This is a genomic window from Hafnia sp. CBA7124, assembly GCF_002355555.1.
Taxonomy (GTDB): domain Bacteria; phylum Pseudomonadota; class Gammaproteobacteria; order Enterobacterales; family Enterobacteriaceae; genus Hafnia; species Hafnia alvei.
Genome location: NZ_AP017469.1, coordinates 2,900,648 through 2,914,321, shown reverse-complemented (window position 1 = coordinate 2,914,321; position 13,674 = coordinate 2,900,648). Strand labels below are relative to the sequence as shown.

The 13,674-nt window shown below is 48.2% G+C and carries 10 protein-coding genes; 7 read left to right on the top strand and 3 right to left on the bottom strand.

What is annotated here, in order from left to right; all coding sequences use genetic code 11:
- The first annotated feature begins 55 nt into the window (after positions 1–55).
- The 6 genes from bglF (at position 56) to CPY98_RS13450 (ending at position 8,049) form a co-directional block, all read left to right on the top strand.
- Positions 56–1,930: a PTS beta-glucoside transporter subunit IIABC gene (gene bglF, locus CPY98_RS13475; RefSeq protein ID WP_096388073.1), complete on the top strand. Its 1,875-nt coding sequence runs from the start codon at positions 56–58 to the stop codon at positions 1,928–1,930.
- Positions 1,931–1,933: 3 nt separating this feature from the next.
- A complete protein-coding gene (locus CPY98_RS13470) occupies positions 1,934–3,328 on the top strand; it encodes a glycoside hydrolase family 1 protein (protein WP_043494134.1) in 1,395 nt (464 codons plus the stop codon).
- A 154-nt stretch (positions 3,329–3,482) separates the two neighbouring features.
- Positions 3,483–3,902 (top strand): MarR family winged helix-turn-helix transcriptional regulator, encoded by a 420-nt coding sequence (locus CPY98_RS13465; protein WP_096388071.1) that lies wholly within the window; start codon positions 3,483–3,485, stop codon positions 3,900–3,902.
- A 41-nt stretch (positions 3,903–3,943) separates the two neighbouring features.
- A complete protein-coding gene (locus CPY98_RS13460; RefSeq protein WP_096388069.1) occupies positions 3,944–5,293 on the top strand; it encodes an MATE family efflux transporter in 1,350 nt (449 codons plus the stop codon).
- 160 nt (positions 5,294–5,453) lie between these two features.
- Positions 5,454–7,061: an ABC transporter substrate-binding protein gene (locus CPY98_RS13455; RefSeq protein ID WP_043494130.1), complete on the top strand. Its 1,608-nt coding sequence runs from the start codon at positions 5,454–5,456 to the stop codon at positions 7,059–7,061.
- Positions 7,062–7,194: 133 nt separating this feature from the next.
- Positions 7,195–8,049 (top strand): hypothetical protein, encoded by an 855-nt coding sequence (locus tag CPY98_RS13450; RefSeq protein WP_096388067.1) that lies wholly within the window; start codon positions 7,195–7,197, stop codon positions 8,047–8,049.
- 45 nt (positions 8,050–8,094) lie between these two features.
- Here the strand turns inward: CPY98_RS13450 and CPY98_RS20870 are convergent, their stop codons facing one another.
- From CPY98_RS20870 to CPY98_RS13440, 3 genes are all read right to left on the bottom strand, one after another.
- On the bottom strand, positions 8,095–8,253 hold the full coding sequence (locus CPY98_RS20870; protein ID WP_155273778.1) for a hypothetical protein: 159 nt from the start codon (positions 8,251–8,253) through the stop codon (positions 8,095–8,097).
- A gap of 232 nt (positions 8,254–8,485) precedes the next feature.
- Positions 8,486–10,804: a beta-glucosidase BglX gene (gene bglX, locus CPY98_RS13445; protein WP_096388065.1), complete on the bottom strand. Its 2,319-nt coding sequence runs from the start codon at positions 10,802–10,804 to the stop codon at positions 8,486–8,488.
- A gap of 141 nt (positions 10,805–10,945) precedes the next feature.
- Positions 10,946–12,016: a LacI family DNA-binding transcriptional regulator gene (locus CPY98_RS13440; RefSeq protein ID WP_025797927.1), complete on the bottom strand. Its 1,071-nt coding sequence runs from the start codon at positions 12,014–12,016 to the stop codon at positions 10,946–10,948.
- A gap of 332 nt (positions 12,017–12,348) precedes the next feature.
- Here CPY98_RS13440 and CPY98_RS13435 point away from each other — a divergent pair, with 332 nt between their 5' ends.
- Positions 12,349–13,656, top strand: coding sequence for an MFS transporter (locus tag CPY98_RS13435; RefSeq protein ID WP_025797929.1), 1,308 nt, complete (start codon positions 12,349–12,351; stop codon positions 13,654–13,656).
- Positions 13,657–13,674: the final 18 nt, after the last annotated feature.

Here is a 13,674-nt window from a genome sequence, read left to right as displayed (position 1 = left end):
TTTTTATATCAGGTTTCCGTAGCCGCTGACGGTGGCAGGCGTAGAGGGAGAGGGAATGAATTATCAAACATTAGCGGTAGATATCGTGGCGGGGGTAGGCGGTAAAGAGAATATCGCCAGTCTAGTGCATTGCGCCACGCGGCTACGCTTCAAATTAAAAGATAGCGGTAAAGCACAGGCCCAAAAACTCAAAGAGCATTCTGGCATCATTATGGTGGTGGAAAGCGGTGGGCAGTTTCAGGTGGTGATCGGTAACCACGTGGGGGATGTTTATCAGGCGGTAAGAAAAGCAGCGCAGCTCAGTGATGATACGCCAAGCACTGAAAGTGGTGAAAAATCGGGGTTACTTGGTCGCTTTATTGATGTTGTATCCGGCATTTTTACACCATTCTTAGGCGTGATGGCCGCTTCCGGTATTTTAAAGGGATTATTGGCGCTAGCCGCGGCCTGTGGCTGGCTATCCGTTACAGGGGGCACCTATCAAATCTGGTTTGCTGCCAGTGATGCTCTGTTCTATTTCTTCCCGCTGGTTCTGGGATATACCGCTGGGAAAAAATTTGGTGGCAGTCCGTTTTTAACCATGGCCATTGGTGGTGCGTTAACACACCCGCTGATGATGCAGGGGTTTAATGCTTCACTCGCCGGTAGTTTTGATGCTTATTTCCTCGGTATTCCTATTACCTTTATCAACTACAGTTCGTCGGTTATTCCCATCATTTTTGCTGCGTGGGTCAGTTGCCAATTAGAAAAACGCCTTAATGCCCATATGCCGTCCGCGGTGAAAAACTTTCTCACGCCGCTGTTGTGTCTAGCGATCACGGTTCCGTTAACGTTCCTGTTGATTGGCCCAGTAGCAACATGGCTAAGCCAAATGCTAGCCATGGGGTATCAAGCAATTTATGTGTTTGCACCTTGGCTCGCGGGCGCAGTGATGGGGGGCATTTGGCAGGTCTGCGTGATTTTCGGACTTCACTGGGGATTGATCCCATTGATGATTAACAACTTTAGCGTGCTTGGGCATGACACCTTATCACCGTTGTTGCTGCCCGCAGTACTCGGCCAAGTCGGTGCGGCTTTTGGTGTTTTCCTACGCACTCGGGATGCCAAGCTTAAAGTGATGGCCGGTTCCGCTGCCACCGCGGGGGTTTTTGGCATCACTGAGCCTGCGGTATATGGCGTAACGCTTCCGCGCCGACGTCCGTTTATTTTTGGCTGCGTGGCCGGAGCTATTGGCGGTGCGATAGTAGGCTATAGCCAAGCAGCTTCCTACTCTTTTGGCTTAGTGAGCGTCTTTACTTTTGCTCAAATTATCCCTCCCGCAGGCGTGGATCTGAGCGTGTGGGGCGCGATTACAGGGTCATTACTGGCGTTGATTATCGCCGCGGTGAGCACCGTTTTGTTCGGTCTGCCTAAAGAGCAGGCGAAGCCGGAAGTGAAGTCTGGTGCCAGGCGCTGGACTGCCGATGAAAATACCGTGTTGTCGCCGATGACCGGCACGGTACTGGCGCTAGAAAACGTGAGTGATAGTACTTTTGCCAGTGGTTTGCTCGGGCGCGGCGCGGCGATAGTGCCTGAGCTTGGGCGTGTGGTGGCGCCTTTTGCGGGGGAAATAGCGTCCCTATTCCAAACCAAACATGCCATCGGCATCCTCAGCGAGCAGGGGATTGAGCTGTTGATCCACATTGGCATCGATACTGTGAAGCTGGACGGACTGCATTTTACCGCGCATGTAAAAGCCGGTGACAAAGTTCAGGCCGGTGATTTGCTCATTGAGTTTGATCGGCAGGCGATCATTGCTGCCGGTTACGATTTAACGACGCCGATAATTATCAGTAATAGCGACGAATTTCTGGATGTGCAGTGCCTGGCACGCACATTAACCCAAGAGGGCGAACCACTGCTGGTGGTAAGCCGCGAACATAAGGAATAACCGATGAAACTTTTTCCGCAGGATTTTCTTTGGGGAGGCGCGGTAGCCGCTAATCAGGTTGAGGGTGCGTATCGTGAGGCAGGCAAAGGCTTATCAACCTCAGACGTTCAGCCGCAGGGTATTTTTGGGGATGTAGTGGAGCGTCGTGAGGGTGACTTTGGTATTAAAGATGTCGCAATTGATTTTTATCACCAATATCCACAAGACATCGCATTATTTGCAGAAATGGGATTCAAATGTTTACGAACTTCTATTGCTTGGACGCGTGTTTTCCCACATGGCGATGAGGATCAGCCTAATGAAGCGGGTTTAGCTTTTTATGACAGTTTGTTTGATGAAATGGCTAAATACGGTATTCAGCCGGTAGTGACGCTTTCTCATTATGAAATGCCGTGGGAATTAGTTAAAAAATATGGCGGCTGGGGGAGCAGGAAAACAATTGGTTTTTTTGAGCAGTATGCGCGCACCGTATTCCAGCGCTATCAACATAAGGTTAAATATTGGCTCACGTTTAATGAGATCAATATGTCGCTGCATGCGCCTTTAACCGGTGTTGGGTTACCCGAAGGTAGTAGCAAAGCAGAAATATATCAGGCTATCCATCATCAATTAGTGGCCAGTGCTAAAGCGGTGAAAGCCTGTCATGAGATTATCCCCGATGCCAAAATAGGTAATATGCTATTGGGCGGTTTAATGTATCCACTATCGTGCCAGCCACAGGACGTATGGGAAACGCTCCAGCAAAATCGGACTTGGCTATTCTTTGGCGACGTACAATGCCGTGGGGAATATCCCGGCTATATGCTGCGTTATTTCCGTGAAAATAATATTACGCTTGATATCACCCCAGAGGATCGTCAGGCGTTAAAAACGACTATCGACTTTATTTCTTTCAGCTATTACATGACGGGGTGTGTCACGGCTGATGAAGAATTAAATCGTAAATCCCGCGGTAATATTTTGGATATGGTGCCAAATCCACATTTACCAAGCTCAGAGTGGGGCTGGCAAATAGATCCGACTGGCCTGCGCATTTTGTTGAATATGCTGTGGGATAGATACCAAAAACCGTTATTTATCGTTGAAAATGGACTGGGAGCGAAAGATAAAATTTCCGCAGATGGCGCGATTCATGACGCTTACCGAATTAGCTATCTTAACGATCATCTGGTTCAGGTCGCGGAAGCTATCGACGATGGCGTTGAGGTGATGGGCTATACCAGCTGGGGGCCGATTGATATCGTCAGCGCGTCGAAGGCCGAGATGTCAAAACGCTACGGATTTATTTACGTCGATCGAGATGATCACGGTGAAGGAACCCTTATCCGCAGTCGCAAAGATAGTTTCTATTGGTATTCTGAGGTGATAGCCAGCAAAGGGGAGAGCCTTAAAGCCTAAGGCTATCTTTCAGACGGCCTAAATGTATAGGTCGTCTGAAACCAATTAGAAAATAGTTTTTATCCTGAGAATATTTATTTTCGCCCAATTGCCTGTCTAAATTTAGTATGTTAGCCTAACTAAATTATTTTCCCTCTCTGAACTGAGTCCCCGAATGATTGACGATCTGAAAAAACTTCAGTGGCACCTCTGGTTTTGCTGGCGTGAAGTCTCGCGTCAAAGCGGCAGTATGGAGCTGACGAACAGCGAGTTTGACTATCTTTATGCGTTATTGGAACACCCGCAGGGGATGCGGCTTACTGAACTGGCTGAGTGCATGAAAGTGAGCAAAGCTTCCGCCAGCGCTATGGTGAGCAAATTAGAAAAACGCGCTTACATTCAACGTATTTCGTGTCCTGAGGATGGCCGTGCAACGTTGCTACAGGCCACCGAGAAAGGCGCGGCGTTAGAAAAGGAAGAGATGGATATCTATGCGCAAACCACTCAGCAAATGGCGGCCTCGTTAACGCGAGAAGAACAACAGCAGTTTGAGCGTTTGCTCCACAAAGCCTGCGGCAGCTTAAAAACAGGCTGATAGCGATGAAAAATAGATAAGAAAGAGATCTGGGAAAAGTTATGTTGCAGCAAAGTATTACCCGCACATTCTGGCACTACAGTATTCCGGCTATTGCCGCCTTGTTGATCAGCGGTTTATACCAGATTGTCGATGGTGCCTTTATCGGGCATGCGATGGGCGCTGAAGGCCTTTCCGCCATTAATATGGCTTGGCCACTGTCGGGCGTTTTGCTTGCGGTGGGGATGATGATCGGCATGGGCAGCGGCGCGCGCTGTTCATTGGCGCAGGGCGAAGAAAAAATTGATAAGGCGCGGCGCATTTTAATGCAGGTATTCTGGCTGTTGATCGCCATGGGTATCAGCGTGGGTCTGTGCATCGTTTATTTCGCCCCAATGTTTATGCGCTTGCAAGACGCATCTGGCATTATTGAAAATTATGGCATTGATTACTTAACTATTATTGGTATTTCGGGACCCATTGTCCTCGGCAGTATCGCTATGCCGCTGTTGGTGCGCAACTTAGGCGCGCCAAGGTTAGCGACTATTGCCATGCTGACGGGAGCGCTGCTGAATGTGCTGATGGATTATGTCTTCATCATTCGCTTGGGTTGGGGATTAAAAGGCGCGGCGATAGGAACGATAATCAGTGAAAGCGTGGCGGTGATTATTTGCATCGGATTTGTTTTCACCCGCTACAACAAATTACGACCACAGCGCGAGCACATTGCTTTTAACCTGCGCCTCAGTTTGGAATCTCTAACCACCGGTTTTTCCAGCATGCTGATGTACCTTTATCTCAGCGTGGTGGTTATGATGCATAATCTGCTTTTCATGAAGCACGGTGGGCCAATAGAAGTGGCCGCCTATGGCATCGCCAGCTATCTGATTGGTTTCTATTACCTGCTCGCCGAAGGCGTATGCGGGGGAATGCAGCCGCTGGTCAGTTACTATTACGGCGCACGCCAGCCGGAGAAGGTACGTCAGGTCTTAAAGTTAGGTTTGATGACCGCAGTCGGCGGCGGCATTGCGTTAGCGGTCGCGATACTGATTCTTCCCTCTCTGTTTACCAGCATCTTTATTTCTGATGACAGCGCGCTGCACGTGGCAACCATTCACGGCCTGCGTCTGCATCTGTTTGTGATGTACTTGGATGGCTTTATCGTGCTCGCCGCAACGTTCTTCCAAGCATTAGGCCATGCCCGCTATGCTACGTTTATCACGCTGAGCAATATGCTGATCTTGTTCCCATTCCTCGGTTTTTTCCCGTGGGTATTCGGTCTGGACGGCGTGTGGTTGGCGATGCCTTTATCGAACATCTGTTTATCGATAGTGGTGGTGTTAATGCTTAAGCGGCAGCTGCGACGTCTTGGTATCCGCTTGACGCCTAAGAAAGAATCGTTAGCTAGCTGAATGAATGAGTAAGTAAAATCCAGCCTTGATATATGGCTGGATTTTTTTATCCACTGCTTTGAGAAACAAGGCCAAAAAACATTTTTCGCGAGATCCCACACAGCAATCGGCAGTAGGCGGGCGTAAGGTACGCGCATTCACGCATTGAAAAGGGAATATCATGAAAAAAATGTCGCCATTATGGCTGGTCAGCCTGATAAGCGTGGCACCGTTATATGCTGCTCAAATCCCCGCAGGGACATCGCTCTCTCCCCAACAGATTTTCCGCTACAACAACCATGCGGAACCCGCGACGCTCGATCCACAAAAAATTGAAGAAAACACCGCCGCGCAGATCGCGCTCGATCTGTTTGAAGGGCTAGTGTGGTTGGACGGCAAGGGTAAGGTACAACCCGCGCAGGCTGAAAGCTGGAAAGTGAGCGCGGACGGCAAGCAGATCGACTTTACGTTGCGTAAAAATTTGCGTTGGTCAGATGGCTCTGCATTGACCGCTGATGATTTTGTCTTTGCGTGGCAGCGAGCGGTTGATCCTGCCACAGCGAGCCCATTTGCCAATTATTTTGCCGCTGGGCATGTGGTTAATGCGGCTCAAATTGTGAGCGGAAAAATGAAACCGCAGACGCTGGGTGTACAAGCGCTAGATGTACGAACCTTACGCGTGCAGCTAGAACAACCGACACCGTGGTTTATTTCGATGTTAGCGTGGCCCACAACGTTTCCGGTTCCACATGCGGTGGTGACGCAATGGGGAGAACGCTGGACTCAGCCTGAACACATCGTCTCTAACGGTGCCTTTGTGTTGGCTAAGCGCATAGTGAATGAAAAAATCGTGGCTAAACAAAACCCTCAATATTGGAATCGTTCTGAAACGGTATTAAAACAGGTTGAGTATTTAGTGGTCGACAGCGCGGTTTCTGGTTACAACCGCTATCGTGCTGGTGATTTAGATCTCACCTGGGTGCCTGCCGATCAGATTAAAAATATTCAGCAAACTATGCCGGATGAATTACATATTATTCCGCGTTTAAACACCGAATATTATAATTTCAATATTACGCGGCCGCCGTTTGATGATGTTCGCGTGCGTCGTGCTTTATACCTCACTGTGGATCGTGAGCTGATCGCTCATAAAGTTTTAGGGCTACGAGAGCCAGCCAGTACGCTAACCCCGCCTCAGGTTGCTGATTTTAAGCCACCGGTATTTGATGAATTAAATGAACCGTTAGCTCAGCGAGCTGTATTAGCTCAAGGATTGCTACATCAGGCGGGGTATGACGAACGGCATCCATTAAAGTTTGAGCTGTTTTACAATAAATATGACCTGCACGAAAAAACGGCCATAGCACTTTCTTCACAATGGAAGAAGCTACTGGGTGCACAGGTGACGCTGCGTAACATGGAATGGAAGACCTATTTAGATGCGCGACGGGCAGGGGATTTTATGCTGTCACGTCAGTCTTGGGATGCGACCTATAATGAGCCCTCAACGTTTTTGAATACGCTACGCTCCGAAAGTGTGGAAAACGTTGGGCATTGGCAAGATGCCGAATATGACCGGCTATTGAAGCAGGCGGAGAACGTATCCGATCCCGTTATGCGTAATGTTTTATATGCGCAGGCCGAAGTACGAATCAACCAACAAGCGCCGATCATTCCAATCTACTATCAGCCGCTGATTAAACTACTGAAGCCTTACGTTGGTGGTTTCCCCACCCACAACCCGCAGGACTATGTATATAGCAAAGAGCTGTATATTATCTCACACTGATGTTATCAGTGCTTAATTCAATATATCACTATCTGGAGATCAAAATTCTTTGGTAGTGATATACCATTGTTTATTCATGATGATAATTCTCCTGAATACAATGATGTAAAGCATAGCTTTATAAGGATTTGAAATGAGCAGTGATAACAAGGATGTGGGAATGGGTATGCTAGCAGCTCACGCAATTGAAATTGAAGAGACTAATTCAATACCACGGGTGCCCAAGTATATCAATCGGGCAACCAAATGTGGTTGCTGGGTAAGCATATTTTATGCTGCTATTACAACTATATTTGTGATTGTTGGTATAATGTCAAAAGGATTTACTTGGCGTTTTTTACCGCATGAAACCACTGTTATTTTATTAACCTATGGCGGGTATAAACGTAGCAGGGCGTGCGTTATACTTTTACTGATTTATTTTTTATTAAATCAAGCTATGATGCTACAATCAGTTCCTTTTTATAATTGCTATGCTATTAATATTTCATTAATAGCCTTGGTTTTTTTATTTTCTTACGGCATTGCAGGTACGATAGCGTTTCATCAATGGAAAAAAAGGAAAAATACGACAGTTAAACAACTGAAGGTTACTACTGCGCTCTGTGTATTATTATCATTTTCATTGTATTGCGGTACGTTTATTACATGTGAGCTCTTGGCTAAGAAGGTTGCTCGGAATACACTGATTGAATTTGATAAGTATATTGCCAAAAATAAAAGTGAAAATAGATACCCTGTAAAAATAAACAATGATGTTACATTAAGAGATGTGTATCGTGATGATAGTAAAATCACTTATGAATACGTTATGAATATCAACAAAGAGAGTTTCACCCGAGTCAAACTTTATAGTTATGGTTTGTCTGCATTTAAGCGAGTCTGCGCCTTGCCTATATTTTCTGCAACTGATATCAAAGTCGAGTATTTGTTGATTCTAGATACGGAACGGATTAGCATGGTCTATGATAAAAGGGACTGTCGCTAGGCATACTCATGCTTTTTTTGTAGTCTGGTCACTGAAAATAAGAAATTACTCAGTGACCGTATAAATAACATCACAGATAAAATACGTAACGGTAAAAATACTCAGAATTGCCCATATGTTAGCTTCTCCCAGCATACTGGCTAATAGCGCCAGCGATAGGCTAAAACCAAACATAATAACCCATGTGATGATTTTGTTCGGCATGACATTCCACCTTTGTTTACAATGTACTCATTGAATACCAGTATGAACCGCAGGTGGAATAATGCCAGTTTATAAAGGTTAGCTTATATCGGGTAATGTCAGTAAGTTTCAAGAAATGTATTTTCTTGCGGTATTAATATCAGGCTATATAAAATAAATTTATTTGCGGATAGAAAAATTAAGCCTCCCTCAATGAAATAGGGAGGCTTAAGGATAGAATTAACCAGAATGCTTAAAGTAACTCAAATTCACCTTTATTTACGCGCTGTGAATCGAGTCCGATGAACACATTAAATGTACCCGGCTCTGACACATATTTCATCGATGCATTCCAGAATTTCAGCTGGTCGGCATCAATTTTAAAGCTGATGGTCTTTTGTTCGCCAGATTTCAACGTGATTTTCTCAAAGCCTTTTAGCTCTTTAACAGGGCGACTCATTGACGCCGTTTTATCCTGTAGATAGAGTTGCACTACGGTGGCACCGTCACGCTTGCCGGTGTTTTTTACTGTTACGCTGGCGGTTAAGCTGCCGTCACGCTTCATCACTGGGCTCGACATTTTTACATCGGACACGCTGAAGGTGGTGTAGCTCAGTCCATAGCCAAACGGGTAAAGTGGGCCGTTGGCGGCATCATAATAGTGAGAAGTATACTTCTCTGGTTTCTCTGGATTATACGGGCGACCGGTATTCAAGTGGCTGTAGTAAATCGGGATTTGACCCACAGAGCGCGGGAAGGACATGGGCAGCTTACCCGATGGGTTGTAATCGCCAAACAACACGTCAGCGATGGCGTTACCGCCTTCGGTGCCTGAGAACCAACTTTCTAAAATAGCATCGGCCTGCTGATCTTCTTTTTCAAGCGCCAGTGGGCGGCCATTCATCAGAACCAGTACCAATGGTTTACCCGTTTGCTTCAGTGCGGCTATCAGATCGCGTTGGCTCTGTGGGATGTTGATATCGCTACGGCTCGATGCTTCGTGTGCCATACCCTGAGCTTCACCCACGACGGCGACGATAACATCCGATTTTTTAGCCGTAGCTACCGCTTCATCAATCATCGCCTGTGGCGATCGAGTATCCACGTTCACGGCTTTTTCATACAGGTTCAGAAAATCAGTGATCCCCGGATCGTTCGAAACGTTGGCACCCTTGGCATATAAAATTTGTGCATTGTTACCGACCGCATTGCGCAGGCCTTGCAAGACGGTAATAGACTGATCGACCACACCCGCCGCAGACCAACTGCCCATTACATCACGCTTGCTGTCGGCTAGAGGGCCAATCAGAGCGATAGTATCGGATTTTTTCAACGGTAGCGTATCTAGGCGATTTTTCAGCAGCACCATACTTTCACGCGCCACGCTGCGCGCTTCTGGTCGATGCAAACGGCTTTCCGCGTTGGTATCGACAGGATCTGAACCAACAGGCCCTAAGTGGCTGTAGGCATTGGTGAATAGACCCATATCATATTTCACGTTTAGAACGTGGCGTGCCGCGTCATCGACTTCTTTTTCGCTCACGCGTCCGCTTTTGACCAAGCCGGGTAGGTATTTGCTGTAATATTCGTCGCTCATACTCATGTCGATGCCGGATTTCACCGCCACGCGCACGGCGTCTTCAGGATCGCTGGCAACGCCGTGCTTAATGAGCTCTTTGATTGCGCCGTGATCGCTGATGGTGATGCCTTTAAAATTCCATTCGTCGCGCAGCACGTCTTTTAATAACCAACTGTTAGACGTTGCTGGTGTGCCGTTAATGGAATTGAGCGATACCATGACGCCGCCGCTGCCCGCGTCGAGTGCGGCTTTATACGGCGGCATGTAATCTTGGAACAAACGCTGCGGGCTCATGTCCACGCTGTTGTAATCGCGTCCACCTTCCACTGCGCCATAGGCGGCGAAGTGTTTCACGCTGGTCATGACCGAATTACGATCGGCCGGGTTTTTACCCTGCATGGCTTCAACCATCAAACGGCCCATTTCGGAGGTCAGATAGGTGTCTTCACCGAAGCCCTCTGAGGTACGTCCCCAGCGTGGATCGCGGGTGATATCGACCATCGGCGCCCACGTCATATTTAGTCCATCTTCGCTGGCTTCATAAGCAGAAATACGCCCAACGGTGGTGACCGCATTACGATCCCAACTTGACGCTAAACCGAGACTAATAGGGAAAACGGTACGTTGGCCGTGAACCACGTCATAGGCGAAAAACAGAGGGATTTTCAGGCGGCTAAGCTGCATAGCCTGATCCTGCATTTTGCGGATGTCTTGGCGGGTCACGGTGTTAAAAATAGCCCCGACCTGACCCTGTTTGATCATCTCGCGAATGGCTTCTTTAGGATTGTCTGGTCCCACGCTGATAAGGCGCATTTGGCCTATTTTTTCATCGAGCGTCATCTTGCTCAGCAGATCGGTTACGAAAGCATCACGCGCCTGTGTGGATTGCGGTTTCACCATTGGGTGAACGGGTTGGGTTGTGTCTGCGTGAACAGGAGACAGAGTAGTTGCAATCAGTCCTGCGACCAGACTGAGCGAGCAAAGCCATTTCATCGCGGAATTATCTCTCGTATTGGCTGCTAAGCAGCGGATGGAAGTGAGCACAGTTTGCCACAGGCTTTATTAGCACACCCTTCATATTTAAGGTGGAACCTCAAATAATAGTGAATGAACTCAAGGCTGAGCGGGGCGCTTTTAACCATAAACCCCGTCTTTTTGCACCAAGGCCTGATTTTGGCTGGTTCGGATGCGGCGAACCGAGTCGCGAGCCACCAGAGTTCCGTTCAACAATAAATTGCCCAGCGGTGTGTTTGGCTGCATGAGTCGTCGTTGCAGCATGCGCACCGCTTCTTCTCCTAATTCGTCTCTAGGTACGTGAACCGAAGTAAGCGGAATATCGTGGATAGCGGCCAGATTGAATCCGTCCATGCTCATCACGGAAATATCCTGCGGTACGCGCAGTCCGGCTTTTAAGAGGGCATTCACGGCGCCCACCGCCATATAGTCACCCCCAGCAAGGATGGCGGTTGGACGATGTTCGGCAGGGCAATGTTCAAGAAATTGAGCCACGGCAAGCTCTGCATCTGCGGCACCAAAACTGGGCGCGGTGAGCAGGGTATCGTCGCTATTAAAGGGAAGATTATGTGCTTGATAGGCTTCACGAATGCCGGCCAAGCGCAGTTCCATGGTATAGCGACGCAGGCAAAGTAGATGCAAAACGTGGCGATGCCCCTGTTCAAAAAGATAGTTTGCAGAGAATTCGCCGATGGTTTGGTGGTCGGGGGCAATACCGGGCAAACGCATTTTGCGATCGCGGCAGTTGATCAGAATACAGGGTTTGCCTAAGTCTGCGGCGAGAGAGTGGATATAGGGATCGTCAATGCCAATCAGCATCGCGGCCTCGGTGGCGGGCTCGTTCATTTTTTGCAGGAAGAGGGAGACATCGCTGTCATTTTCCTCCAAGCAACAATAGCGCAGCCGAACCTCGTGAGGCTCCAGCGCTTGAGCAATCCCTTGGATCACCTTGTAGTAAAAGATGTCAGACCGCACGTCAAATGCGCGCTGGGGAGCAAACACCACCAGCCCGTTAAGCAGCATTCTTCCCGTAGAGATCTCATCCAAGACACCTTGCTGGCGCGCTGAGGCTAAAACCCGCTGTTTAGCCGCTTCACTGGTATTCGATTTTCCGGATAGAACGCGCGATACCGTGCTGATAGAAAGCCCTGTTTGAGCGGCAATTTCGCGGATTTTTAGCTTTCCGTTCATTTTGTGATCTCGTTCAAATTCGAAAATGACAAAATTTTCATAAGCCAATAATCGCCACACAGCGGGAGTTCTTGACCGAAAACAGTGAATTCCAAGAGTCGCATGAAAATCTTTGCAAAAAAGTGCGTATCCCCACGTTTTTAACTTCTTTACTCTCAATTGGTCGACCAATTACAAGCGTTATCTTGGTCACAAAAATGGATAATTAAATTAAAAATCAAATGTATAGTCATAAATAGCGATATTCTTATTGGTAAGACACATTTCAAAAAGCTCTATACCAACAATGTGTTCAGCCGACTGCATATTGCTACTGCGACCAGGGGATCACCATGAGTCTTGATATGAATCAACCGGCTGTGGCTGTAAAGGAAAAACGCAAGATTAAGAATCTACGCTGGTGGATGTTGGCGCTGTTCCTGCTGGGGGTTACGGTCAACTACATCACGCGTAACTCGCTAGGGATTTTGGCACCAGAATTAAAAACCAGTCTGGGGATGACCACTGAGCAGTATTCGTGGATCGTGGGTGCTTTTCAGATTGCCTATACCGTTTTCCAACCGCTGTGCGGCTGGCTGATCGACGTGATTGGCCTAAAGCTTGGATTTCTGATTTGTGCGGGGATTTGGGCGTTGATGTGCATGCTCCATGCGGGAGCCGGTAGTTGGATGCAGCTGGCGATCCTACGCTTCTTTATGGGCGGAGCGGAAGCCGCGGCAACGCCAGCCAATGCCAAAACCATCGGTGAATGGTTCCCGAAAAAAGAGCGCCCAATCGCAGCGGGATGGGCCGGAGTCGGTTTCTCGATTGGCGCAATGCTTGCACCGCCGATTATCGTGGTTGCCCATGTTTCATTTGGCTGGCAGGGCGCATTTATGTTCTCTGGGGTTCTGGCCATGCTGTGGGTGGTGCTGTGGTGGCTGTTCTACCACAATCCCGATCAACACCCGAATTTAAGCAAATCTGAGCTGGAATATATCAAGCAGGATAACGAGCCTGCGCCGGTTAAGCTGCCGTTCTTCAAAGCGCTAGCCACAGTGTCTAAAAATAAACGCTTTTATGGTATCGCCATTCCGGCATTTATGGCTGAGCCCGCATGGGCCGTGCTGAGCTTTTGGGTTCCGCTTTATTTAGCTAACGAACGCGGCATGGATCTAAAACAGATTGCGATGTTTGCCTGGCTGCCGTTCTTGGCTGCGGATTTAGGCAGCGTAGCCAGCGGATATCTCACGCGTATTTACGCCAAGATCTTTGGCACCTCGCGCGTGAACTCTATCGTAGCCAGCTCGGTCACCGGTGCATTCCTGATGATCTCACTGGCGCTGGTGGCAATCACCAAAGACCCTTATATCACCATTGCGTTGATTTCCGTTGGCGGCTTTGGTCATCAGGTGATCTCCTGCATGTTGAGCGCCTTGGTGGTTGAATCATTCGATAAAGGCCAAATGGCCACCGTGAACGGGATGCGTGGTTCCTTTGCGTGGATCGCCAGTTTCCTGTTCTCACTCCTGATTGGCGTGACCGCCGACAAAATTGGCTACAACCCGCTATTTATCGCCATGGGCTTCTTTGACCTGATTGGCGCCGTATTCCTGATTGCTTTTATTGCCGAACGCCGCCAGAAGTCGCGTCAGGCCTGATCCTTTAAATTTTTGGAA